We start from the raw sequence: 22,164 nt of genomic DNA, 5'->3' as shown, positions 1-22,164 counted from the left end.
CGCAGCAGCAGTGCTGCTGCGCGGCGCTCACACGAGTGCCTCAGATACCACCACCATCGCGCGAAACAGGCGGGTGGCAGGGCCCATCCGGGAAGCGGCTGTATACGAGCGCGGGCGGGAAGGTCGGGCGGGTGCCGGGACGCGCCGCCTCAGTCCGCAGTCGTCGGGTTCTCCGACTCGGCGGCGTGGCGGTATTCGGCGTTGATGCGCTGGGCTTCTTCGAGCTGGTCCTCAAGGATGACGATGCGGCAGGCGGCCTCGATGGGGGTGCCCTGGTCGACGAGCTCCCGGGCGCGGGCGGCGATGCGCAGCTGGTATCGGGAGTAGCGGCGGTGGCCGCCCTCGGAGCGCAGCGGGGTGATGAGGCGGGCTTCGCCGATGGCGCGGAGGAAGCCCTGGGTGGTGCCGAGCATGTCGGCGGCCCGGCCCATCGTGTAGGCGGGGTAGTCGTCGTCGTCGAGACGGCCGAACGAGTCGTCTGCTGTCATTTGCACCTCTCTGTGGAACGCATGGAGGGGCCCGGGTGCCATATGGCACCCGGGCCCCGAAGGAACTGCTACACCATCTGCCGGCCCTGACGCTGCACCGGCCTTCTGTTTCCGCTGACCCGACCTGGAAGTTGTCGGGGTTGCGGGGATCGCGGTTGCTTGACCGGAGACCACCTCACTATCGATGTCCTGCGGTACCCGGGCTCAAGACTTCCGCCCGGGCGATCCTGATGGCGCCTGGTCCTCCGTTTCTTCCCTCTGGGATCAGTCACTTACCTACTGCTGGTACTGCTCTCCTGCGTACTGCTCTGTGACCTGTAAAGCGCCACTTTCCGACAGCCAGCCCCGTCGCCCGTCCTGCATATGCTCTGGCTTAGAACCCCACTGCCGAACCTCCCGGTGCGCGCGTCCGCAGCCGACGCCTTCACCGAGGTGCTGCTCACTGACTTCACTGCGTACTGCACTTGCGGGTACTCGTTACTGCGTGAACTGCGGTACTGCTCGCGGCGGCCCCTGATCACTGCGGGCCACCCGGTCCGGCCGTCAGCCCCGTCGCCATCCTGCAACAACCCTGGCTTCGGAACTCCACCACCGCACCGTCCTGCGAACTGCAATTGCGGTACTCCTGCCCGGCAGTTCGTCTCTGCCGGGCCCTGCTGTCTCTCTGGGCTACGAGAGAAACCATAGCCACACCACCGCTCAATGTCTACCCCGGCCGACACAGATTTCCGTGGCCCGGGTGGGGAGGTAGTCGACATCGGCCACGGAACAGATGCGCGGCGTCGCACTCCAGCCAGGCTCGCCCGCACCATCGCTGTGACCCGCCAGGCAGCCGACGGCAAACCCGTAAGCGCCCTCCTCGTCCGGTAGTGCCAAAACCGCCAGCACCTGCCGGCCTCCCCGGGATCGCTCTCGTATATGGCCGCTGTACCGAGGTGGTCAAGGCCGAAATCAGCGAACCCGCGCCCAGGTGTCGGCGCCTTCTCGGTCGTCTGTCTCCATGGGCAGGCGGGTGATGGCCGAGGGCGTCAGACGGTGGCCACCAGCAGGTCCTCGCCGCTCGACGGGCGCAGTCCGTCGGTCCGGTCGGCGAAGTACCGGTCGGCGAAAGAGCTTCCTGACACGTGCCGGGTGTTCTCGAAGCCCGCGTCGCGGGCCAGTGTGAGCATCTCCCGCGGGGTGTAGAAGCTGATGAACGGTGTTCCGGATGCCTTCGCCTGCGGTTTGGTCGCTTCCAGGGCGGGGCGGTCGGCGTCGTCGATGAGTTCGGTGGGCAGCATGAACGTCATGGCGAGTGTCGAGCCGGGGGCGAGCGCGGTGAGCGTGCGCAGGGTGGCCGTGGTGGCGTCCTTGGTGAGGTACATGGTGACGCCGGTGCAGACGACGACCGCCGGCCGGGTGGGGTCGAAACCGGCGTCGGACAGCTGCTGCCACCAGTCCCCGTCCGCCTCGAAGTCGACCGGTACCAGGCGCAGCCAGTCGGGGATCCCGTAGCCGAGTTCGATCAGGCGTCGGCGTTTCCAGGCCTGGGTGCCCGGCTGGTCGATCTCGAACACCCGCAGGTGGGAGGCGACTTCCGGCCTACGCTGGGCGAAGGTGTCCAGCCCGGCGCCCAGGACGACGTACTGAGTGACGCCGTGCCCGGCCTGCTCGACGACCAGGTCCTCGATGAAACGGGCGCGGGCCACGATGGCTGCCCGGAACCCGCTGGTGCCGCGCGGGTCCATGTCCGGGCGGCGCCGCCAGCCGTCGTCGGGGGCCACCAGCCGCAGCCCGACCTCGTCCTCGATCACGTGCGGCGGCGGGTCGGCCTGTACGTGCAGCGCCCGCCAGAGGGCGGTACGCACCGCGGTGCTGTCCGGCGCTTCGTTCTGTTCGTCAGCCATGGCGTTCCCCTGTCTGTCGCGGTCGTCGTCGGCGCGGTCAGTTCTTTGCGGGGGCCTGGAGGCTCCACAGTCGGCCGTCGGGGTCGCGGACGGTCATCTCCCTGGTCCCGAAATGGGTGTCGATGAACGGCGTGACCACCTCGACGGCAGGATCGGGACGGAACGTGTCCGCGTCCGGAACCTTCAGCACGATCTGGGTCTGCGGCTCTCGGTCCTCGGGGACCTCGGCGATGAAGAGGTAGGGGCCGTCACCGTTGCGGAGCCGGCCGGAGTTGTGGTCGGTCGAGAACTCCAGCTCGTAGCCCAGCCCCTGGAAGAACTTCGCCGCCTTGCCCCAGTTGTGGGTCGTCAGGAATACGGCCTCGATGCCTTCGGTCGCCATATCAGGTCTCCTTCTCGGACGATTGCGGTTGCTGCCCATGGGCGTCGTCGAGGTAGGCGCGCAGGGCATCTGCGACCAACGCCGACAGGGACGAGCCCGAATCGATGGCGCGGTATTTGACCTGCTTGATCAGCCCGACAGGCAAGTACACGTTGAACTGCTTGACCTCTTCGTCACTCACATAAACGATGCTAGCACTCTAGCAAGCTAGGCGCCCAGTCCTGTGGGAGGTGAGAGTCAACAGGTCGGCGTGGGCAGTGGCAGCGCACTCCTTGCACCGTCCCGGCTCCGGCGCACGGAAGGCGCGGTCGCAGGAGTCGCAGGTCTGGAACGGGTGCGGGCGCGCGTGCGGTGCCGGTTCCGGCGGGAGTGGCGCGGGCGCGGTCCGGGGCTGGTCGCGGGGGCGGGTCGGTGAGCTGATTACCCAGTACAGCGACTTTTCCCTGGGCGCGGTCGGAGCCTCCGTGCGTCGCGGAACGCTACTGGTACGCGAAGAGCCCCGACCGCCGCCCCGCACGGGCTGACGGCCAGGGCATACGGATCAGCGCCTCGGGCTCGGCACCACGAAACCGCGCACGGGACGGACCCCGCCACGCGACGGCATTTGTGCCCGATTCCACGCTGCGACCAGTTCGGCATATCGCGGGTCGATGCTCTCCTGCACGGCTGGTCTCCTTTCTTCCCGGAGACTCCCTATCGGCGAGGAGTGCCCGGGTGATGACGGGGATCGGGGACGGGTCGGGACCGGGGCTCGGAGGGCGCTCACACTGATCTCCTCTGATGCGTTCGGTGGGGATTGACCCCGCCCTGGCCTGCTGCTCCGCCAAGAGGTCTGGCCGGGGCGGGAGTTCTCGTACGGCAGGTCGCCGCGCGGGCAGTCGGTCATTTCCGCGTCTCCCTTACGATGCGGCGCAGTTGTGCGCCCACAGGGCAGCCGGTGGTCAGGCAGTCCGGGCACTGTTCCGCGTGGGCGAGCACGGCCCGGTAGGCGGCGGTGCCGTCGTGGCGCTTGCACGCGCGGGGGAACCACTGGGTGGTGTGGTCGAGTATCCGTACGTCACGCGGGCCGAGATCGACGGCCGTCCCGGGGGCGAGGGTGATCCCGCACCACACGCAGTCCATGCCGCGTTGCTGGCGCTGGGACAGCGAATCGATCGCCGGTAGGGGTCCGAGGGGTGTGGGCATCCCGTGCCTCCGCAACGTGGTGCAGATGGTCAGCCCGGCACGGGAGGTCGAGCCGGGCTGCTGCTCGGGACGCTAGAGGCGGTACGGGTGCCGCTGCTACTGATGTGCATGGATGTGCATATACGGGAGCGCCCTAGGGGGATGGCCAGTTCACACCCTTGACCCGTGCTCCACGGTCGATGAGATTGGTGCACATCACCGCACAGCAAGACACGGAGGGTGGCCATGAACTTAGAGTTCATCGGGATCGATCCGAACACAGGGCAGAACGGTTCACCGACCGCATGGGTGGACCGGGAGAATGCCGACATCGTGCTGCAGAGCTACACAGCCGACGACGCCACCCGCGCGCAGTGCATGGAGAACACCGCACCGGGACACGCGAAGGGAATCCCGGAACACGAGAGCGTCATCCGCGTTCCCGTCCACCTGGTGCCGATGCTGAGGGAGGCCTGCGATGCCGCAGAGCGAGCCAAACTTTCGTGAACTGATGGAGACGGCACAGCATTCCGCCGTCCACCTGGAGATGCGCGACGTCTACGGGGTGGGCGACGAGGCCGATGACTTCACCCGCTGGCAGACCACAGAGCTTCGCGACGTCGATCCCGCCTCGGCCTACTGGACACCGTGGGTCGACCTCATCTCCCGCGCCACAAAGCGCGGCGTTACCGTCCGTCGGGCGCGCGTGGTCTCCGAACCTGTCACCGAGTACATCCGGTACGAGCACGCAGGTACACCCGTCAACGTGCATGCCGGGGAGCAGGTTCGGTGGCTGCCGCGACATCGTGCCGCAGACCTTCTGCTCCCGGGCAGCGACTTGTGGGTCTTCGACGGATCGGCGGTGCTGTTCAACCACTTCACCGGTGAGGGGAACTGGGCCGTACCGGGGATGGAGTTGCGCACGGAGCCGGACCTCGTCAAGCAGTGTGCTGACGCGTTCGAAGCGGTGTGGGAGCGTGGGACCCCGCACGACCAGTACGAGATCCACTGACAGGAAGCACCGAACAGGCCGACTCATGCCCATCTCTCCGTCGTCCTCAGCCCAGGAAGCCCGCGAGAACGTGGCGCGGCGACTCCGTGACCTCAGGAAGGACGCCGGGCTCACGGTCGTCGAGCTGGCCGTTCAATGCGGCTGGCATCACGCCAAGACATCGCGGATCGAGAACGCGAGGACACCACCGTCCACGACGGACATTCGCCTGTGGTGCCGCACGTGCAGCGCGCCCGACCAGGTCGCTGATCTGATCGCCGCATCACGGCACGCCGAGTCCCTGTACACCGAGTGGCGGCGCCGGGTGCGCACGGGGCTGCGGCAGTTGCAGGACAGCTACGTGCAGCTCTATCGCTCCACCCGCACGTTCCGGGTGTACTCCCCGACGCTTGTCCCTGGTTTCCTTCAGACGGAGGGCTATGCGAGGGCGTTGCTCAGCACGAACGCGCGGTTTCTCGATGTCCCCGACGACGGGCCGGAGGCAGCGGTCGCCCGGTTGGAACGCTCGCAGATCATCCACGAGTCGGGGCATCACTTCCTCCTGCTCATCGAGGAAGCGGTGTTGCGCTACCAGCTGGGCGATGCCGAAGCCATGGCAGCACAGTTGGGACAGTTGCTGACCGCCGGTGCGCTGCCGGCCGTATCGCTCGGCGTCATACCGATGGCAACGCCGGAACGAGCGCTGTGGCCGCAGGAGACGTTCAACGTGTACGACGACACCCTGGTCTCCGTCGAACTGCTCTCGGCGCAGGTGAATATCACGCAGCCGTCCGAGATCGCCCTGTACCTCAAGGCATTTGACGAGCTACGGGGCATGGCCGTGTACGGTGCGGCGGCACGCGCTCTGATCGTCAAGGCGATCGAAGCCCTGCACTGACCCGCGTGCGCGTGCTGTGCCTGTCGAAGTGTCCGTGTGCCCATGAACAGGACGGTAGACGGCTGTGTTTCTCAGCTGGCGCCGTGTTTCTCGCTGTTTCTCTTCAGGTCCCGGTCGTTTCCGATGTTGCTCAGGCGGCTTCAAGGCATGCGCGGGCGCGGGCGTTGACGAACCAGGGGCTGGTCGCGTCGTGTGGAGGCGCGACTCCTCGGTGGAACTGGCGGTACTCCTCCGTGGCCTGGTCGGCGGCGTAGTCCCGGCGGGTCTCCAGCCGCCAAGCGGTGTGCTCGAAGCTCTCCCGGAAGAAGTCGAGGATCTCCTGGGCTGGAACGGCGTCCTGCACCGTCACTCCTTCGGCGAGAAATTGATCAGCAACGCCCGGTCGACCACGACCATGGTTTCACCGGACAGGGGATTGACCATCTGTGCGATGTCCTCCGGCTCGGCAACCTCGTCCGGTGCTGAGCAGGGAGCCGTACTCCGACGGTCGGATCGTCAGTTGCTGAGTGCCAGCCTCAAACCGAAGGCGCCGATGACCGTGCCGGTGATCCGGTCGAGCAGGCGACGGGCGTGGGGCTTGCGGAGCCAGCCATGCAGGACGCGAGCGAAGCCGATGAGGACGGCAGACCAGAGCAGACCGATCAGGATGTGCACCGTGGTGAGCAGGAGGCCCATGGTGAAGTGGCCGGTGCCTGGGGGGATGAACTGAGGCAGGACGGCGACGTAGAAAGCGCCCATCTTCGGGTTCAGGAGGTTGGTGAGCGTCCCCTGCCGCCAGCCGCCGCTGACCGAGTCCGCGCCGGCGGCCAGAAGGGAATCGTCCACATCTGCCGCAGGCAGTCCCCGGAAGGTGTCCCGGAGCATGCGGGCCCCCACCCAGATCAGGTAGACGGCACCGATCCAGCGCAGCGCGGTGTAGGCGAGATGGGAAGCCGTGAGAAGCGCGGTCACTCCGAGGGATGTGAACGCACCCCACACCAGGGTGCCGGTCTGAATTCCGAGGACGACGCCCCAGGCTCTGTTGCGTCGGCCAAGGGCCGACGTGCGCAGGATCAACGCGGTATCGAGTCCGGGAGTCAGAGTGAGAAGCCCTACAACTAGGGCGAAGGACCACAGGGCGGAGCTTATTACCATGCCAGCTTACCTCGCCAAATCGCCTGCTTTGCCAGCGGGTCCGGTGGATCTTGAGCTGGTTGGCTTCGACGCCGAGGAGACAGGCTCTAGCTTCCACCGGCAGCGCACTCCTTGCACCGTCCCGGTTCCGGCGCGCGGAAGGCGCGGTCGCAGGTCTCGCAGGTCTGGAACGGGTGTGGGCGTGCGTGCGGTGCCGGTTCCGGTTCCGGTGGGAGTGGTGGTGGGAGCAGGGTCGTGAGGCGGTGGGCCAGGAAGCCCGCCGGGTGGTGCAGGGGTTCCTGGGGCAGCAGTGTGGTGAGGGTTTGCTGTACTGCGGTGGGCTCGATGCCGCGTTCCAGCCAGGTGGACACGGCCGGGGTGAGCCTGCTGATGTCCGCAGCGGAGAGCAGCAGGCGGGGGTCCCGGGCGCGGAGTCCGGCCAGGAGATCGGCTGCGGTACGGGCGCGGGCCAGGTCGGGGGCCAAGGGCCGGGGGAGCGGAGTGGCGGCGGCGGTCGACGAGGTCAAGCAGCTGCTGGGGGAGGGCCGCATCACCCAGGCCGTCGACATCCTCGGCGGCATCCTCCCGGCGGCGGCCGAACAGCACGGGGAGAAGTCCACGGTCGTCCGCATCCTGCGCAAGCAGTACGCGGCGACGCTGCTGGACGACGGCCAGTACCGCCGGGCCCTGCCCGAACTGCGCAGACTGGCCGACGCCCGCGCGGCTGAGTCGGGCGCGGCCGACGAACAGGTCCTCCAGTACCGCTTCGACGCCGCCCAGTGCCTGGAACAACTGGGCGAACCGGCCGCGGCACTCGCCGAGTACCGCGCGATCCTGCCCCCGTACCAGAACCAGTACGCGGCAGGCACCGACCCGGCCCGCTCCTTCGAAATCCGCCACCGCATCGCCCACTTGCTCCTGGCGATCGGCGACCACGGAGCGGCCCACCGCCAACTCCAGGAACTCCTCTACGACACGGAACGCCGGTACGGCCCGCACCACCCACTGCCCCTGGAACTGCGCCGCTCACTGGAACGCAACCAGGAGATGCGGCGGGGATAGGGCAATGGCCAACCCTGCTACAAAACACCGGTGGGTCCGATGGACTGGCTGGCCGGTCCGCCACCTGCCCGCCGAACCGACCCACTGCCCCTCACCCTCACATGCTGCTCGATACGCCGCCCGGGAGCTCAGCCGAGCTTGGTCGTCAACTCCGGCATGTTGTCGTGGAACATCTTATGAATCCACAGCTTCTCGCCCCCGGATTCCAACGGCGCCCAAGTACCCGACAGCGGCCCTACCTTGGTCCCCTTCGGCAACCGGGTAACCACCTTGACCGGCTTCTTGGCGGTGAACTTGCCACAGGCGAGCAGCACCACGGACCGGTCGGTCTTGAGAATCACCCGGCGTGTGGTCAGCATCGTGGCGATCAACCAGCCAACGAACCCACCGACAAGCCCACCGAGCGCCCCGAAGCCGCCCGGCTGTCCCATGGCGCCGCTCAGCCCCCGAACGAGCACCAGCCCGACCACGGAGAAAGCGATCAGGGACCAGGGGTTGATTCCGCCTTGCGCGAGATAGACGCGCGACACGGACTCGCCTGGCTCCAGCAATCTCCGCGATTTCTCAGTCACCACATTTGCAATAGTTCGAGACATTAATTCCTCGGTTCGTGAAAGGTGGACTCGCGCTATTTTCAGCATTTATGGCGCGACGGCAGAGATGTGCATAATTTATGGAGGAGAATCACGAAAAGGCTTACTGGATGCGCCATTTGGTGCATCCCACCAAATTGTGTACTATCCGTGTTGTTTGAGATGTTTTGCACGAGTTCCAGCGAGGCGGTCTTTGCCCGGCAATGCCAAAGCGTCAAGCAGTCACCCAAGGAGGTCTTTGGGGTCAGAAGGTGGACCCGCTCTGCGCTCCCGGTAACGTCAACTGCGCACTCAAATTCACCAGGCGTCCGACCTGGTCTGATGACACGCTAACTCGCAAGAATTGTCAGAATGTTCCGTCTCCTATCGCCTGCTCGGACTTTGGGTGTTCCGGCATTCGGTAGGACTTTTTTCTGGAGATACTTGCTAATTTCACTACCGTGAGGCTTGTGAAATCCACTCCTCCAGTCCCAGTACAACCGTTTCTAGTTGGTCTTCGAAATTTGCTTCAGAGAGCTCTCCGCTGTCGAAAGATCGCCACAATTCGATCAGGGAGTCAATTAGATCAATCTGTCCCATGAGGAGATCGGCCAACTCTTCTCCGCTCCGCGAATGCTTTCCTCTGGAAAGCATCCAGACGACGCTGGCTGCATCCGCCGAGATTCCTCGGCCCGCGAACTCGACAGTACGCCACGAAACCCTTGAGTCAGCAGCAACTTTGAGGAATACATCTAGCGCTTCAGAATTTCTTGCAGCCATCCGTTTTCCTTATGATCGGGAACTCCGGCGAAGAGTTCGGGACGGCCCTCCTGGCGTCGCATCCGGGAGGCCACCCCGTCCTCGATATCGCGCACCACTCCGTGCAGGTCCGCGTACCGGGACAGAACGCTGCGCGCGTACTCCGGGGTCTGGAAGATCCCCGGGATGACGGATGCGGAGATGCCACGGAGGACCGTGGTCCTCTGATGCTGGGCACCGATCGCGTCCTGCACCGCTCGATGCCCGCCTGCGAGCTGCCGATGCCACGAGCGGTATCGGGACTCCAGCCCGGACAGGCGGCCTTTCAATTCCGCAGCCGCCTCCGGCCTGTTGACTCCCGCAGCCCACACGTCAAGGTCCCCAGGGGTCGCGGTCTGGCGGCCGTTCTCCAGCTTGGACACCTTCGACGGGGGCCACTGACATGCGGCGGCCAGAGCGCGGACGGTGAGCCCGGCCTCGGTGCGCAGCTCGCGCAGCCGTGCACCAAGGGCAGCCCTGGCCTGCTGGTAGTCGGTGCTCACATGGGGAAACGTACCCGCGTCTTGAACTCCTCGTAACGTGCGGCGTGATGCCAGGCCGCATCACGGGCCTGGCACGCCCTCAGGACCATCCCCGGATCTGACGTCAACTCCATGCGCCGTGCCGGGTCGTCCCAGTTGAAGACGGCCATAGTGCGGGAGTCGAACAGCCAGAAGTCGTATTCCGGCAAGCCGAGTTGGTTGGCATCCGGCCTCGTCATGAATCGGATGTCCTCACCTGCGGCCAGGTTGTCCGGGGTGGTGGCGAGGAGGTACTGCTGATTGTCCGAGGGCGGCTCATCGATCAGGCGCACCCGCTCGATCCGCTTGCCCCGGGCAGTCTGCTCGCGGGCGTTGACGAACCAGGGGCTGGTCGTGTCGTGCGGGGGCGCGACTCCTCGGAGGAACTCGCGGTACTCCTCGGTGCCCTGGTCGGCGGCGTAGTCCCGGCGGGTCTCCAGCCGCCAAGCGGTGTGCTCGAAGCCCTCCCGGAAGAAGTCGAGGATCTCCTGGGCTGGTACGGCGTCCTGCACCGTCACTCCTTCGGCGAGAAATTGATCAGCAACGCCCGGTCGACCACGACCATGGTTTCACCGGACAGGGGATTGACCATCTGCGCGATGTCCTCCGGCTCAGCAACCTTGCCCTGTACGAGGACTTCGCCGGTGTCGATGTCCTCGTACAGGGTCGGGCATTCGCCGGTCTTGCTGTTCGTACCGAGCATCCGCAGCCTGCGGGCCATGAGGGTCCCCTCTCGGTGGGCCGGTCTGGTGGGCCGGACGAAAGCTGACGGTAGTGGCGCGGGCGAGAAACACACCAGGGCTCCCGGACGAGAGCCCGCCACCCGGACGTACTCGCCGCCCAACGACGCGAACGCGCCCGCATCCGCAGCGAGAAACACATCCGCTGGGGCGGTAGACCTCTCCAGCTTGCGGCCTGAATCGGAGACGTGTTGGTTACAGCATCAGTCGTCGAACTCGAAGCCTGCCGTCTCGGCGCGGGCAACAATCTCGCGAACCGCGCTGAGGCTCGAGATCACGGGCTCAAGGACAGTCTTGAGCTGCGTGAGGTCACGCAAGCTCCCGAGTGCACAGAACATGCCGCCCTCGCTGTCGAAATCGAGGCGCTCAGCAAGATCCGGCCAGGCGAACTGCACAAGACCTTCCCAGAAGTACCCGTTGGGCTCGTGTCCGGCGGCAACCACAGCCGCATCAGCGGCCAGGCCGCCGACAGTGAGCGTCAGCGAGTGCTCACCATCAAAGTCATGCAGGGTGATAGTCACCACGCGATCTTCCCACTCCCAGTACACAGGCTGCCCAGCCCATTCAAACTGCTTGTCTGCTCCCAGCCCGGCGAACCTCTCCGGTCAGAGCACTAGCTTTCGTCGGCAGCGCACTCCTTGCACCGTCCCGGTTCCGGCGCGCGGAAGGCGCGGTCGCAGGTCTCGCAGGTCTGGAACGGGTGTGGGCGTGCGTGCGGTGCCGGTTCCGGTTCCGGTGGGAGTGGTGGTGGGAGCAGGGTTGTCAGACGGTGGGCCAGGAAGCCCGCCGGGTGGTGCAGGGGTTCCTGGGGCAGCAGTGTGGTGAGGGTTTGCTGTACTGCGGTGGGCTCGATGCCGCGTTCCAGCCAGGTGGACACGGCCGGGGTGAGCCTGCTGATGTCCGCAGCGGAGAGCAGCAGGCGGGGGTCCCGGGCGCGGAGTCCGGCCAGGAGATCGGCTGCGGTACGGGCGCGGGCCAGGTCGGGGGCCGAGGGCCGGGGGAGCGGGGCGGGGGTGGGCCGGGGCTGGTCGCGGGGGACGGTCGGTACGGGTACGGGTACGGGATCGGGAACCGGAACGGGATCGGGTCCAGCCGGTAGGGGTCCGGTCGGTACGGGCATGGGTACGGGCATCGGTGCGGGCGTGGGTACGGGTTCAGCCGGTACGGGTGTGAAGCCGGCCGGGGCGGGTTCAGCCGGTACGGGCCGAGGCGGCCGGAGGTCCATTGCGGGTGGCCGAGGGGCTGCGGGCCGTTCCCCATCCGGGTTGTTGAACGACGTCGTCCGCGTCACGATCCGCCCCGACGGCAGACGTACCTTCGTCCGGCTCAGATAGCCGTAGGCCTCTAACTCCCGTAACGCTGCGGCGATTCGGGACGCGCCCTCGCGGAATTTGGCGGCCAGGGACTTGATCCCGACCAGCGCGCCCTCCGGCAGCGACTGGATGTGGGTGGCCAGGCCGATCGCCGTCAGCGACAGAGCGGGGTGCTGGGCGAGGTGGTTTCCGACCACGGTGAAGCGCTCGGGGTGACGTACGACTACATGTCCAAGTCCCGTTCGGGAACGGCCGGAACCGCCGGACCGGGCGCGCACAGGCGCATTAAACTGCTGTTCAGCCATCGGGAAGCGCTTCTTCCTGGGTGGTCAGGCCCTCGTCCGGGATTGCAGTCCCGGCGGGGGCCGTCTCGTGTCGGTTGCGTGATGCGGCCGACCCTGCCCTACCGAATCCCTTGATCGCCAGCTGAGTTGCTACCTGTCACCCGTGCGGGTGACCAGGCCGGGAGGGGTGGGGTTGGGTTGGTTCTTTCCCCGGTTCTTTGGCTTCTGGCGTCGCGTCGGGCTGGATCGCGGAAGCCCGGATCACGGGAACCCGGAACCCGGTCGGACGCGCACCCGACCCCGTGCCCGACCCCGTGTCCGACCGAGTGCCGGACCGCGTGCCTGACCGGGTTCTTGCCCATGCGGTCACCGGGGTGAGATCCAGCTCCGCCCACACCGTCTTGCAGGGCGAGGGCCCGACGTACGTCCCCCAGCGGTCGGCGTACGCCTCCACCAGCAGCAGGCCCCGGCCGGATTCCGCTTCCCGGGGATGGGGGCGGCCCAGCTGCGGCAGACGCTCGGGGCGGGCATCGGTCACCTCGATGCGCAGCACGGAGGCCCCGCACCACATGAGCGTCAGACGGAAGCCTCTGCCGCGCACATGACCATGCGTAGCTGCGTTGGCGGCCAGCTCGGCCACGATCTGAGCGGCGGCGTCGAACGGGAGCCCCCAGTCGCTGAGTTGCTGCACGCTGAACAGGCGTGCCTGGTGGGCCCCTCGTCGAGTCGCGGACAGCAGCACGCTGAACTGCTGTACCGGGGCGGCGGAATGGGCGATTTCTTGGTTCATGTCACTCAGCGTGGCCAACTGTGTCTAGGCTGAAAAGGACTGACGCCGGTACGGAGCGTCACTGTCCGGGTGCGGTCCGGTTCTGTCCGGTCCGTACCCCGTGTCGAAGGTGGGCGGCATGGAACATGCGATGGACGACGAATCGGCTGCGGTGCTCAGGGCGGTCGGTCGGCAGATCAAGCTGTGGCGGGAGCGGGCAGGCCTGACGCAGTCGGAGCTGGGCGCTGCGATCGGGTACGGCGAGGAACAGGTCTCGTCGGTGGAGCGAGGGCGGCGCGTGCCGAAGCCGGAGTTCCTGGACGCGGCGGACCGGGTGCTGGGCGCGGGCGGGATCATCTCCGCGATGAAGAAGGACGTGGCGGACGCCCGACTGCCGAAGAAAGTAAGGGACTTGGCGAAGCTGGAAGCGGGAGCTGTTGAGCTGGGGGCGTACGGGAACCACAATCTCCAAGGACTGCTCCAGACCGAGGAGTACACGCGGGCGCTGTTCCAGATGCGACGGCCCGCCTACTCGGAGGACGAGATCGACCGTCAGGTCGAGGCGCGCATGGGACGCCGCATCATCTTTGAGCGGCGCCCCTCACCCACTCTCACCTTCGTGCAGGAGGAAGCGACGCTGCGCCGACCGCTCGGTGGCAGGCCGGTGCTGCGGCGTCAGCTTGAACACCTCCTGGAAGTAGGCCAGTTGCGTAATGTCGAGATCCAGGTGATGCCGACGGAGCGCGAGGACCACGCGGGAATGGGCGGAGAGATCCAGGTGCTGAAACTGGAGGACGGCTCGGCGGTGGGGTACACGGAGGCCTCGTTGTCCAGCTACCTGATCTCCGATCCGAAAGAGATTCAGATCCTTGAGCTCCGCTATGGGATCATCCGTTCCCAGGCGCTCACACCGCGCGAGTCGCTGGCCTTCATCGAAAAACTGCTGGGAGAGACATGACCGCCACCGAGCTGAAGTGGTTCAAGAGCAGCTACAGCGCCAGTAACAGCAACGACTGCGTCGAGATCGCAGTCGCGCCAGCTGTGGTTCACGTGCGTGATTCGAAGGACAGGGGCGGCGCCTGTCTCGGCTTTGCCAGGGATCCGTGGGCGGAGTTCGTGGCGTACGCCGTCGGCTGCTGAGGGAGAGACATGACCACCGCCGAACTGAAGTGGTTCAAGAGCAGTTACAGCGCTACTGCTGTGACCACATAGGTTCGCCGGGTTGGTCGTCGTGGCGGTTGGACGTGCGGTGACGTCCGATCCGACCGCTGGAGGCGCCGGTGGCCGAGCCTGTCCGTGTGCGCAGACCGACCGACCAGGAGGGGCAGCGGCTGGGGCCGGTTCAGGAGAAGGGCGGCTCCAGGGGAGAACGACTCAAGAGGCGGACGGCTCGATCTCTCCCGCGAAGACGATGACCTGGTCGATGAGGCTCCGCCGCAGATGGACGACGTCCGTTCCCGCCAGGCGGGGGCCTCCATCCGGCGTCGTGAAGACCCACTGGTACCGGGCCCACTCGTCCGGCATGTCCACCGCCGAACAGCGCACCATCGTGCCGGTCCCCGCGGGGTGGCGCCGGATGTCCAGCACGAACCGCTCGACCGCCTCGATCCCCTCACTGCGGCCCAACGGCCCCCAGAAGACCACGTCCGAGGTTAGGGCCTGGGAGAGCAGCGCAGTCACATAGCTGTCGTCCGAGGCGTTGAAGGCGGAGATGAACGTGTCGATCGCGGACCGCGCGGTCTCTTCTCGCATGCACCAGTAATACCAGTCGCCTCGCGGACCGCGCTCGTCCGTGAGCCGTCTCCCGACCACGGTGAACCATCCCGGTCACAGCACTGGCGACAACAACGACTGGGTCGAGGTCGCAGCCGCGCCTGCCGCTGTCCACGTGCGTGATTCGAAGGACAAGGGCGGCGCACGCCTCGACTTCGCCCGGGATTCGTGGGCAGAGTTCGTGACGTACGCCGCCGTGCCTGGTGCTACTTGCTGAAGTTCAGCGAGGCGGGCCGGGAGGCGTTCCCGTACGTGTCGAGGGCGACGACCTGGGCCGTGTACTTACCGCCGGCCGTGACCGCCGCAACAGGGACGTCAAGGGTGTTGGGGCGGGGCATGAAGTAGTACTCGGACAGGATCTTGGTGGAGAGCACCTTCTTGCCGGTGGCCTTGTCGGTGATGTCGACGTTGTAGTGGTGGACCATCTGGTCGTCCTTGGCCTGCTGGATCCGCAGCGCGGTGCCTCCGGCGTCGGTCCGGACGGCCGTAAGGGGCTGCTGGGCCGTGAACTTGGGCGCGACGGTGTTGCGGGCGGTGGCGGTGTAGCGGAAGTTCTTCTTGATCTCCTGGTTGTTCTTGCCCTTGAGCTGGAGGGTCCAGGTCGGACCGCTGAGCGTCCCGGAGCTGGAGTACGGCGGGTTCGGGTTCGCCGACCACTCGCCGCCCTGGTAGATGTCGTGCTTGTCGGCAGCCATGTTGACGCGCGCGATCTCCGTGCGGTCCTTGTAGACCTCGACGAAGAGGGCCTGCGCGGTGGTCGCCTCGAAGCGGTCGGCCAGGCCGGTGTCCGTGATGGCCTGGTAGCCGTGGTCGACCTCGACGTAGGACATCGATCCGTCGTTGACGGCGGTGAAGTCCTTCTGGGCGATGGACCGTTCGTCGTTGATGTTGAGGTGCGAGTGGCCGCTGAAGTAGACGGCCTGCGGGAACGCGGCCAGGTCCTGGGTGAGCAGCGGGTTGGACGTCTGCTGGTCGTCCATCACGGTGCTGCCGGTGGCGGGCCGGTGGCCCTGGATGAGGATCGGCTTGTTGACGCTGGCCGGATTGGCGGTGATCTGTGAGAGCCGCTTCTTGAGCCAGTCGCGCTGCGCGGTGTCGGAGTTGTACGTCTCGGTGTTGACGGTGAAGAGGTGCACGCCGTTGACGTTCGACTCGTAGTAGCCGCCGCCGTTGTCCGGGAACCACTCGCGGGGGTATCCGGCGCGGATCGCTGCGAGGCTGGCGTCGTGGTTGCCGTTGGAGATCAGCAGCTGGGTGTCGGTCATGCCCTTGCGGGCGAGGTTCGCCTCGAAGATCTCCGCCACGGCCTTGTGGTCGGGGCCGTGGCCGTCACCGTTGTCGTTGATCATGTCGCCGTTGGACAGGATGGCGTCGGGCTGCGGAAAGATCGAACCGATGGTGTTGAAGAAGGCGTTGTAGCGCGCGTCGCCGGTGGCGTGGCTGCCCGTGTGGACGTCGGACATGATCACGAGCTTGGCGACCGGCTCCTCCTTGGTCTTGATGAGGTAGCCGGCCGAGACCGCGGGGCTCGACGTCTTTCCGTTCTTCCCGCTCTTCCCGCTCTTCCCGTTCTTCCCGTCGAAGGCGGCGGCCGTCAGGTTGGTGTCCTTGCTGATCCGCAGCGGCTTTCCGGGGGTGTACGCGGGGCTCGTGTTCGTGGGGGTGGTCCCGTCGAGGGTGTAGCGGACGACGGTTCCGCGCTCGGACTTCAGCTGTACGGAGACGGCCTTCGTGTAACGACCGCCCGGGACGCTCATGGTGGGCGCGGCTATGGCGTGGCCCGTGGAGGCGGAGGCAGAGGTGGAGGCGGATGCGGAGGAGGAAGCAGGCGTGGGCTTTGCGTCGGCGTGCGCGAGTACGGGGGAGACGAGCGTGACGGAGGCCACGGCAATCGCGAGGGGCGCGAATCTCACGGGGGATTCCTTGTCGCTGGTGCGGATACGGATACGGATGCGGATGCGGATGCAGATAACGGATTGGTAACCGGTCTGAACCAAGAGATTAGGGCGCGCATGCCAGCAGAAAGGGGGCGTTCCGTGGTCCCCGCAGTGAAGCGACCGTGAACGTCCCGCCCCTGGGGTCGGTGGTGCGGGTGGTGGCCGTACCAGGGGGCGCCGGACCTTCACTTTCCATCCTGGAAAGTATGTGCCAGGATGAAAAACGCCAGGCCGGATGCACGTCCGGCGCACGAGGGACAGGAACCGGAGCGCGTGATGACGATGCACGAGGACAACCCCGCACCTGCACAGGGCGTGGCCATCACCGTCGACGGCGCGACGGACGCCCTGCGGAACATCGATGTGGCCAGGGAGCGGGCCGCCCTGAACTCGCGGCTGATGCCCGCCTGGTACGGCCCGGCCGCAGCGGCAGCCCTGATCGTGCCTGCCGCGGGGGAGGCCTGGGCCGGGAGCAAGGGCGCGTGGGGCGCGCTGCTGTCGCTCGTGCTGTCGCTCGGAGGTCTGGCGGTCGTCATCGCGCTCGCCGTGGCCGTGAAGCGTGCGGCGAGGGTTCAGGTGAGCCGGTCCCTGTCCTCGCGTCTCAGGCAGCGCTGGCTCGGGCTGCTGGTCGCTGTTGCTGCGGGTGTCGTGGCGTGGGTGGTGTGCTCGCTGTCCGGACTGGGTGCGGGTGCAACGCGTATAACGGTGTTCACCCTGTGGGGGCTCGGCGTGTGGTGCGTCTGCGTCGTACGCAACGCCGCGATCAAGCAGAAGCTCGGGGAGCTCGTGTGACCACCGACGGCAGACCTCCGGGGCCGGATGGCAGTCTGGGGGCGGATGATGGCCCGACGCCGGATGATCGCCCGGCTCTCGACGAGACGATCCATCACCCCACCCGGCTGGCTGTCGCGGCCTTCCTCTCCGCCTGCGACGAGGCAGAGTTCGCCGCCGTACGCGACGGCTGCCAGGTCTCCGACTCCGTCCTCAGCAAGACCTCCTCCGCGCTGGAAGCCGCCGGATACCTCACGGCCCGCAAGGGCTACGTCGGCAAGCGGCCCCGGACCTGGCTGTCTCTCACCCCGGCCGGACGGCACGCACTTGACGGGCATATCGCTGCGCTGCAGAACATCGCCGTCGCGGCCCGCGAGGTGGGCGCCAGGGGGCAGGCGGAGCGGGCGGGACAAGCCCGCCAGTAAACATACATCGATGTATGATACGTCGATGTATGTTACGGGGGCGACGGAAGGTGAGCGGGCGTGGACTTCTACGGACGCCGGTACGTATTCGACGACCTCGGCCGCCGACTGGACCGTATCCGCGACACCGGCACCGGTCAGCTGCTCGCTGTTCGCGGGCGACGACAGGTCGGGAAGTCCCGGCTCTTCACCCGGTTCGTGGAACGGTCCGGACTGCCGTATCTCTACTTCACCGCCGTCAAGAACGCGGCCCCCGCAGCTCAGCTCCAGACCCTGGCCGCCGACATGCGTACGTCGACCACCCCGCTGAAGGACGCGGATTCCCTCTTCGCCGCGCCGCCGACGGACTGGCGGGACGCGCTGGGCCGGATCGCTGTGGCCTGCCGGGATACGCCCTCCGTCGTGGTCGTCGACGAATTCCCGTGGGCGGCGGCGGCCGATCCGTCGCTCGAAGGGCAGCTGCAGAACGCCTGGGACCGCCAGTTGGAGCACACCCCCGTGCTCTTCGTGCTGATCGGCTCGGACGTCACGATGATGGAGCGGCTGACCGAGCACGACCGGCCGCTGTACGGGCGGGCGAAGAACCAGACGATCTCGCCGTTCAACCCTGCCGAATGCGCTGAAGCGCTGAGTGCTGGAGTCGGTACCGAAGCGGACGCCGTCGCCGCGTTCGACACCGCGCTGGTCACCGGCGGCTACCCCCGACTGGTCGCCGACCGGGCGCGTGCGGAGAGCACCACCGCGTTCGTTCACGAGCAGCTCGGCGACGAGAACAGCGATCTCGCGGTCATGGGGCAACGCTCCCTCGACGCCGAATTCCCCGATGCGCAGCAGGCCAGGAGGGTGCTCTCCGTCATCGGGGGCACCGAGATCGGCTCCAGTACGTTCAACCAGGTCGTGGGCCGGCTCCCCGGAGCTGACTCCACCGCGCAGACCGCGGTGACGCGTGCCATAAGGGTTCTCTCCGACAAGGGCGTGGTGACCGTCGACGTCCCCGTCGGGAGCGGCGCGAACAGCAAGCTGCGCCGCTACCGCATCGCCGATCCCTGTCTCCGCTTCTGGTTCCGTTTCGTCGAGGAGCAACTGCCGCACATCGCACGGGGGCGGCCGGACATCGCCCGCAGCGCGTTCGACCGCGGCTGGCTGAGCTGGCGCGGGCGGGCCGTCGAACCACTCGTCCAGGACGCCGTGTCGCGCCTCGGCCCCGACCTGCCCGGACTGGAGGGCGCAGGGCAGGCCGGCAGCTGGTGGAACCGTGACAACAGCACGGAGTACGACATCGTTCTTCCAGCGGCAGCCGGGAAGAAGGCGCTGCTGGTCGGCTCGGTGAAGTGGCGTGGGAACAAGCAGTTCGGCGCCCGGGACCTCGCTCATCTCGCCGAAGCGCGGCACCATGTGCCTGGCGCCGACACCGCCCAGTTGCTGGCGGTGTGCCCTGCCGGCCTGGCCGACGGGGTGCGGCCGGACGTGGCGCTCGGTCCGGCGGACCTGCTCGCTGCCTGGCAGAGCTGACGCACCGGCCTTGGGCGGGCAGGCCGATGCCCTGCCTCAGGTCGACGCCCGCCTCAGGCCGATGCCTGCCTCAGGTCGACGCCCGCCTCAGGCCGGTCCCGCGAGTGTCAGCGTGCTGCCCCCGCCGCTGCGCCGCGCCCGAACTGCCCGCCGTACGACCGCACTTCCCGCCAGCACCAGTACCGCCAGTGCTCCCGCCGCCGACCCCGCCCGCAGTCCCGGTGGCCGGAACGTGCAACTCACCGTCGTTGCCCGGCCGTTCAGGGGTACGGACACCAGGCCCAGGTAGGAGCCTGCCAGGTGGTCGGGGCCGTTTCCGGTGCGGCACTGCCAGCCGGGGATGCTCGGCATGGCAAGGACGGCTGTTCCCCTGGAGCTCGGGGGGAGTTGGGCGCGGATCGAGTCGTCCGTCACCGTGACCGAGGTCGCTCCGGTGGCCTTCAGATGGGCCACTGCCCGCGCCAGCCGTGCCTTCGACAGGCAGCCCGTCTCCCCGTGCGGCGACGATCCCGCCTCCCCGTGCGGCGTGACGGTCTCACCGTGCGGTGTGACCGTCTCCCCGTGCGGCGTGTCCCTCTCCCCGGACGTGGTGATCGCCGCACCTCCCGGCGTGACCGCGACCCCGCCCGGCGCCGTCCCCATCGGCTGCACGGCCGCCCGTCGGCCCTTCTGGCCGCCGTTCAGCGCCACCTCCGTCGGGCCCAGGCGCACCGTGCCCGTGAAGTTCGGCGCCGAGTAGTAGACCTCACTGCCCGCCGGGCACGCGGCGGCATACGTATATACGGACGCGCCCAGCAGCGCCTCCTGGTTGCGGAACGGCGAGCGGCCGAAGTGCGGTACCGGGCCCGGCGGGCGCACCGTCACCAGTGGGGGGACCTCGGCCCGGGTCACGGTCGGCGGCCGGGTCCCGTCCGGTGACGGGTCGTCCGGTGACGAGTGCACCCGTGCGCCCACCGAGAAGATCGCGTCGGTGACCGGGTTGTCCAGCGACTGGATGTTCCGCCCGCGCGAGGTCCAGCCGTCGCCGAGCGCCGCCATCGTCCGCGTGTACACGTCCGGCGTCATGCTGCTGTAGTACGAAGCCCCCTGCCCGCCGACCAGCAACGGGTCGTTCCCGGTGGTCTGTTCGCGCCCCGGGTCGGTGCGGTAGCGCGGCCAGCCGTCCGCCTTCGCGACCGCCGCCGCCTCCTGGTCCAGATGGCGGCCCCAGGGGGCGTAGTCGTCGAGGCGGTGGATCCGGACCCGGTCCGCGTACGCCGTCGTCGCCGCCGCCTGCCCCGCCTGCGAGGCCGCCAGCAGCAGCACCCCCAGCGCCACCATCCCCCGCCGGCCGGTGGCCCGCGCCAGTACCAGCAGGCCGCCCGCCAGGGCCGCCAGGCCCAGCACGAGGAGCGGGTACGTGAACACGGTGACGATCCGGGAGGACGCCGCGACTGCGCCGATCACGGCCAGCACCCCGCACCCCCCGAGCAGCGCGCGCCGGTCCGGCAGACCGTACGAGAGCGCGGTCCAGGCCGCGATGACCAGCAGCCCGCTGAGGACGAACGTCTGCCGGTACGGGCTGCCGTTCGGTGTCGCGAAGAGGTGCCAGAACAGATGCGTGGGCTTCCACTGCAACGACAGCGCGACCAGGACCACGAGCCCCGTCCAGGCGGCGCGTTCCCGGACCGGCACCGCCCGGTGGAAGGCCAGCGCGAAGACGAGCAGCAGGGTGCCGGTGCCGAGGAAGAGCGCGGGGGTGGAGAAGCTGTACGTCGCGGGGAGCGTCCGGGCGAACAGGTCCGTCCAGGACGCGGGCGTGAACTCCCTTGTCCAGCCCGGGTAGGCCTGCTCGGTCCCGAGGAACACCGGGTACAGGAGGGGCGCGGCGAGCGCGATGCCGAGGAGTACGGTCCGGGCGGCGCGGAGCAGCGCGCGTATCCGTATCCGCGCACCCGCCCCGACTGCCCCGGCTGCCTCCCCGGAGCCGCTCTCCAGGAGCAGCCGCACCACCAGCACCAGCGCGGCGCCGATCGTCGCCATGTACGCGGTGTAGAAGTTCGCCGTCCAGGCCAGCGCCACCACCACCGGTCCCAGCAGCGGCCGGCGGCTCTCCCTCGCCCACTCGCCGACCAGGCACAGCAGCGGGAAGGCGATCAGCCCGTCCAGCCACATCGGGTTGTACGACGCCTCCAGCACCGACCAGCCGCACAGCGCGTACGAGGCACCGAGCAGCCCGGCCGCCCACCAGCGGCCGGGCCGCAGGGTGAGGAGCAGCGAGGCCATCGCCGCCGAGGCCGCCGCCATCTTGAGCAGGGTCACGACGTACAGAGCGAGATCCACCCGGTCCTTCGGGAAGAAGCCGACGACCAGGGCGAACGGGCTGCTCAGATACGTCCCCAGGTCGGGCAGGAAGGACATCCCGAACCCGGACTGCCAGTTGACGAACAGCCCGCCGTCGGCCCGGCCGTGCAGCAGGTCCTGGAGGTGGGCGTGGAAGGGGACGTACTGATTGCCCAGGTCGCTGACGCTGCGGTGGCGCGGGCCGTACGGGTAGATACGGGCGGCGGCATCACCGGTGCACACGGCCAGTACGGTGAGCAGCGTCGCCAGTACGGTGGCGCGGAGGCGGGGCGGCAGGGCCCTACGGCGGAACGTCATCCGTCGAATATGGCAAGGAATCGGCTGAATTGGCCCGTAGTGCGGGGAGTTCACCGAACCGTCGCCCCGACTTCACCGGGAGGGGCTGCCCCTCCCGACTTCACCGAGAAGGGCTGCCTCTCCCT

Annotated in this window: 28 protein-coding genes and 1 pseudogene; 10 read left to right on the top strand and 19 right to left on the bottom strand. The window is 67.7% G+C overall.

The annotated features are described in order from the left end of the window. Positions 1-149 precede the first annotated feature (149 nt). From OG709_RS13915 to OG709_RS13895, 5 genes are all read right to left on the bottom strand, one after another. Entirely contained in the window at positions 150-488 is a 339-nt protein-coding gene (locus OG709_RS13915) for a MerR family transcriptional regulator (RefSeq protein ID WP_250301954.1), read from the bottom strand. Positions 489-1,516: 1,028 nt separating this feature from the next. Further along, positions 1,517-2,374, bottom strand: coding sequence for a class I SAM-dependent methyltransferase (locus OG709_RS13910; protein ID WP_250301955.1), 858 nt, complete (start codon positions 2,372-2,374; stop codon positions 1,517-1,519). Positions 2,375-2,411: 37 nt separating this feature from the next. Then, positions 2,412-2,756, bottom strand: a complete 345-nt coding sequence (locus tag OG709_RS13905; protein ID WP_250301956.1) for a VOC family protein — start codon at positions 2,754-2,756, stop codon at positions 2,412-2,414. 1 nt (position 2,757) lies between these two features. Further along, the gene (locus tag OG709_RS13900; protein ID WP_250301957.1) at positions 2,758-2,937 is read right to left on the bottom strand and encodes a CopG family transcriptional regulator; all 180 of its coding nucleotides are present in this window, start codon (positions 2,935-2,937) and stop codon (positions 2,758-2,760) included. Positions 2,938-3,638: 701 nt separating this feature from the next. Further along, on the bottom strand, positions 3,639-3,941 hold the full coding sequence (locus OG709_RS13895; RefSeq protein WP_250301958.1) for a hypothetical protein: 303 nt from the start codon (positions 3,939-3,941) through the stop codon (positions 3,639-3,641). Between the two features lie 225 nt (positions 3,942-4,166). Here OG709_RS13895 and OG709_RS13890 point away from each other — a divergent pair, with 225 nt between their 5' ends. Genes OG709_RS13890 through OG709_RS13880 form a run of 3 tightly spaced genes read left to right on the top strand, consistent with a single transcriptional unit; the run spans position 4,167 to position 5,809 of the window. Continuing rightward, a complete protein-coding gene (locus OG709_RS13890; RefSeq protein ID WP_250301959.1) occupies positions 4,167-4,427 on the top strand; it encodes a hypothetical protein in 261 nt (86 codons plus the stop codon). Beyond that, positions 4,399-4,932: a DUF6879 family protein gene (locus OG709_RS13885; RefSeq protein ID WP_250301960.1), complete on the top strand. Its 534-nt coding sequence runs from the start codon at positions 4,399-4,401 to the stop codon at positions 4,930-4,932. Before OG709_RS13890 ends, OG709_RS13885 begins: the two co-directional genes overlap by 29 nt. 25 nt (positions 4,933-4,957) lie before the next feature. Further along, on the top strand, positions 4,958-5,809 hold the full coding sequence (locus OG709_RS13880) for a helix-turn-helix domain-containing protein (RefSeq protein WP_250301961.1): 852 nt from the start codon (positions 4,958-4,960) through the stop codon (positions 5,807-5,809). Positions 5,810-5,939: 130 nt separating this feature from the next. Here the strand turns inward: OG709_RS13880 and OG709_RS13875 are convergent, their stop codons facing one another. The 3 genes from OG709_RS13875 to OG709_RS13865 form a co-directional block, all read right to left on the bottom strand. Then, a complete protein-coding gene (locus OG709_RS13875) occupies positions 5,940-6,152 on the bottom strand; it encodes a DUF6879 family protein (RefSeq protein WP_250301962.1) in 213 nt (70 codons plus the stop codon). 152 nt (positions 6,153-6,304) lie between these two features. Then, positions 6,305-6,943 (bottom strand): LysE family translocator, encoded by a 639-nt coding sequence (locus tag OG709_RS13870; protein ID WP_250301963.1) that lies wholly within the window; start codon positions 6,941-6,943, stop codon positions 6,305-6,307. 86 nt (positions 6,944-7,029) lie between these two features. Then, on the bottom strand, positions 7,030-7,449 hold the full coding sequence (locus OG709_RS13865) for a hypothetical protein (protein WP_329166313.1): 420 nt from the start codon (positions 7,447-7,449) through the stop codon (positions 7,030-7,032). Here OG709_RS13865 and OG709_RS13860 point away from each other — a divergent pair. Next, positions 7,424-7,984: pseudogene (locus OG709_RS13860) on the top strand (serine/threonine protein kinase); the annotation flags it as partial. The gene OG709_RS13865 and the pseudogene OG709_RS13860 overlap by 26 nt on opposite strands. A gap of 128 nt (positions 7,985-8,112) precedes the next feature. Here the strand turns inward: OG709_RS13860 and OG709_RS13855 are convergent. From OG709_RS13855 to OG709_RS13815, 8 genes are all read right to left on the bottom strand, one after another. Further along, complete coding sequence (locus OG709_RS13855) at positions 8,113-8,514, bottom strand: hypothetical protein (protein ID WP_266642716.1); 402 nt, start codon at positions 8,512-8,514, stop codon at positions 8,113-8,115. Positions 8,515-9,012: 498 nt separating this feature from the next. Next, positions 9,013-9,336, bottom strand: coding sequence for a hypothetical protein (locus OG709_RS13850; protein WP_326694730.1), 324 nt, complete (start codon positions 9,334-9,336; stop codon positions 9,013-9,015). Continuing rightward, positions 9,309-9,857 (bottom strand): Scr1 family TA system antitoxin-like transcriptional regulator, encoded by a 549-nt coding sequence (locus OG709_RS13845; RefSeq protein ID WP_329166310.1) that lies wholly within the window; start codon positions 9,855-9,857, stop codon positions 9,309-9,311. Before OG709_RS13845 ends, OG709_RS13850 begins: the two co-directional genes overlap by 28 nt. Then, positions 9,854-10,387: a DUF6879 family protein gene (locus tag OG709_RS13840; protein ID WP_266642717.1), complete on the bottom strand. Its 534-nt coding sequence runs from the start codon at positions 10,385-10,387 to the stop codon at positions 9,854-9,856. Before OG709_RS13840 ends, OG709_RS13845 begins: the two co-directional genes overlap by 4 nt. Before the next feature lie 2 nt (positions 10,388-10,389). Further along, positions 10,390-10,596: a hypothetical protein gene (locus tag OG709_RS13835; protein ID WP_266642719.1), complete on the bottom strand. Its 207-nt coding sequence runs from the start codon at positions 10,594-10,596 to the stop codon at positions 10,390-10,392. A gap of 222 nt (positions 10,597-10,818) precedes the next feature. After that, positions 10,819-11,136, bottom strand: a complete 318-nt coding sequence (locus OG709_RS13825) for an Imm51 family immunity protein (protein ID WP_329166307.1) — start codon at positions 11,134-11,136, stop codon at positions 10,819-10,821. A 92-nt stretch (positions 11,137-11,228) separates the two neighbouring features. Then, positions 11,229-12,125 (bottom strand): helix-turn-helix domain-containing protein, encoded by an 897-nt coding sequence (locus tag OG709_RS13820; protein WP_329166305.1) that lies wholly within the window; start codon positions 12,123-12,125, stop codon positions 11,229-11,231. A 244-nt stretch (positions 12,126-12,369) separates the two neighbouring features. Next, positions 12,370-13,002 carry an ATP-binding protein gene (locus OG709_RS13815; RefSeq protein WP_329166304.1) on the bottom strand — a complete coding sequence of 211 codons (633 nt, stop codon included), beginning with the start codon at positions 13,000-13,002 and terminating at the stop codon, positions 12,370-12,372. 118 nt (positions 13,003-13,120) lie between these two features. On the opposite strand from OG709_RS13815, the gene OG709_RS13810 reads away from it, so the two are divergent. Both OG709_RS13810 and OG709_RS13805 read left to right on the top strand, forming a co-directional pair. Then, positions 13,121-13,939: a helix-turn-helix domain-containing protein gene (locus OG709_RS13810; protein WP_266642722.1), complete on the top strand. Its 819-nt coding sequence runs from the start codon at positions 13,121-13,123 to the stop codon at positions 13,937-13,939. Beyond that, positions 13,936-14,121: a DUF397 domain-containing protein gene (locus OG709_RS13805; RefSeq protein WP_326694734.1), complete on the top strand. Its 186-nt coding sequence runs from the start codon at positions 13,936-13,938 to the stop codon at positions 14,119-14,121. The genes OG709_RS13810 and OG709_RS13805 overlap by 4 nt, the downstream gene beginning before the upstream one ends. A gap of 234 nt (positions 14,122-14,355) precedes the next feature. Here OG709_RS13805 and OG709_RS13800 read toward each other — a convergent pair whose 3' ends face one another. Beyond that, entirely contained in the window at positions 14,356-14,733 is a 378-nt protein-coding gene (locus tag OG709_RS13800; protein WP_250301999.1) for a nuclear transport factor 2 family protein, read from the bottom strand. 40 nt (positions 14,734-14,773) lie between these two features. Here OG709_RS13800 and OG709_RS13795 point away from each other — a divergent pair, with 40 nt between their 5' ends. Beyond that, the gene (locus OG709_RS13795) at positions 14,774-14,971 is read left to right on the top strand and encodes a DUF397 domain-containing protein (protein WP_329166301.1); all 198 of its coding nucleotides are present in this window, start codon (positions 14,774-14,776) and stop codon (positions 14,969-14,971) included. On the opposite strand, the gene OG709_RS13790 is transcribed toward OG709_RS13795, so the two are convergent. Further along, positions 14,961-16,667, bottom strand: a complete 1,707-nt coding sequence (locus OG709_RS13790; protein WP_329166299.1) for a chitobiase/beta-hexosaminidase C-terminal domain-containing protein — start codon at positions 16,665-16,667, stop codon at positions 14,961-14,963. The genes OG709_RS13795 and OG709_RS13790 overlap by 11 nt on opposite strands. A gap of 300 nt (positions 16,668-16,967) precedes the next feature. Here OG709_RS13790 and OG709_RS13785 point away from each other — a divergent pair, with 300 nt between their 5' ends. Genes OG709_RS13785 through OG709_RS13775 form a run of 3 tightly spaced genes read left to right on the top strand, consistent with a single transcriptional unit; the run spans position 16,968 to position 19,399 of the window. Next, a complete protein-coding gene (locus OG709_RS13785) occupies positions 16,968-17,483 on the top strand; it encodes a hypothetical protein (RefSeq protein WP_250302001.1) in 516 nt (171 codons plus the stop codon). Beyond that, a complete protein-coding gene (locus tag OG709_RS13780; RefSeq protein ID WP_401277803.1) occupies positions 17,480-17,887 on the top strand; it encodes a winged helix-turn-helix domain-containing protein in 408 nt (135 codons plus the stop codon). Before OG709_RS13785 ends, OG709_RS13780 begins: the two co-directional genes overlap by 4 nt. A 60-nt stretch (positions 17,888-17,947) precedes the next feature. Beyond that, positions 17,948-19,399 carry an ATP-binding protein gene (locus tag OG709_RS13775; protein ID WP_266642726.1) on the top strand — a complete coding sequence of 484 codons (1,452 nt, stop codon included), beginning with the start codon at positions 17,948-17,950 and terminating at the stop codon, positions 19,397-19,399. 87 nt (positions 19,400-19,486) lie between these two features. Here the strand turns inward: OG709_RS13775 and OG709_RS13770 are convergent, their stop codons facing one another. After that, the gene (locus OG709_RS13770) at positions 19,487-22,039 is read right to left on the bottom strand and encodes a YfhO family protein (RefSeq protein WP_329166294.1); all 2,553 of its coding nucleotides are present in this window, start codon (positions 22,037-22,039) and stop codon (positions 19,487-19,489) included. Positions 22,040-22,164 lie beyond the last annotated feature (125 nt).

Source organism: Streptomyces sp. NBC_01267 (genome assembly GCF_036241575.1).
Classification (GTDB): Bacteria; Actinomycetota; Actinomycetes; order Streptomycetales; family Streptomycetaceae; genus Streptomyces.
This window is presented reverse-complemented; position numbering and strand designations above follow the sequence as displayed.

Coding starts and splice junctions, on each gene's coding strand:
- OG709_RS13910 (WP_250301955.1), bottom strand. CDS start 2,374: ATGGCTGACGAACAGAACGAAGCGCCGGACAGCACCGCGGTGCGTACC.
- OG709_RS13905 (WP_250301956.1), bottom strand. CDS start 2,756: ATGGCGACCGAAGGCATCGAGGCCGTATTCCTGACGACCCACAACTGG.
- OG709_RS13800 (WP_250301999.1), bottom strand. CDS start 14,733: ATGCGAGAAGAGACCGCGCGGTCCGCGATCGACACGTTCATCTCCGCC.
- OG709_RS13770 (WP_329166294.1), bottom strand. CDS start 22,039: ATGACGTTCCGCCGTAGGGCCCTGCCGCCCCGCCTCCGCGCCACCGTA.
- OG709_RS13805 (WP_326694734.1), top strand. CDS start 13,936: ATGACCGCCACCGAGCTGAAGTGGTTCAAGAGCAGCTACAGCGCCAGT.
- OG709_RS13835 (WP_266642719.1), bottom strand. CDS start 10,596: ATGGCCCGCAGGCTGCGGATGCTCGGTACGAACAGCAAGACCGGCGAA.
- OG709_RS13890 (WP_250301959.1), top strand. CDS start 4,167: ATGAACTTAGAGTTCATCGGGATCGATCCGAACACAGGGCAGAACGGT.
- OG709_RS13815 (WP_329166304.1), bottom strand. CDS start 13,002: ATGAACCAAGAAATCGCCCATTCCGCCGCCCCGGTACAGCAGTTCAGC.
- OG709_RS13915 (WP_250301954.1), bottom strand. CDS start 488: ATGACAGCAGACGACTCGTTCGGCCGTCTCGACGACGACGACTACCCC.
- OG709_RS13880 (WP_250301961.1), top strand. CDS start 4,958: ATGCCCATCTCTCCGTCGTCCTCAGCCCAGGAAGCCCGCGAGAACGTG.
- OG709_RS13850 (WP_326694730.1), bottom strand. CDS start 9,336: ATGGCTGCAAGAAATTCTGAAGCGCTAGATGTATTCCTCAAAGTTGCT.
- OG709_RS13885 (WP_250301960.1), top strand. CDS start 4,399: ATGCCGCAGAGCGAGCCAAACTTTCGTGAACTGATGGAGACGGCACAG.
- OG709_RS13870 (WP_250301963.1), bottom strand. CDS start 6,943: ATGGTAATAAGCTCCGCCCTGTGGTCCTTCGCCCTAGTTGTAGGGCTT.
- OG709_RS13810 (WP_266642722.1), top strand. CDS start 13,121: ATGGAACATGCGATGGACGACGAATCGGCTGCGGTGCTCAGGGCGGTC.
- OG709_RS13895 (WP_250301958.1), bottom strand. CDS start 3,941: ATGCCCACACCCCTCGGACCCCTACCGGCGATCGATTCGCTGTCCCAG.
- OG709_RS13785 (WP_250302001.1), top strand. CDS start 16,968: ATGACGATGCACGAGGACAACCCCGCACCTGCACAGGGCGTGGCCATC.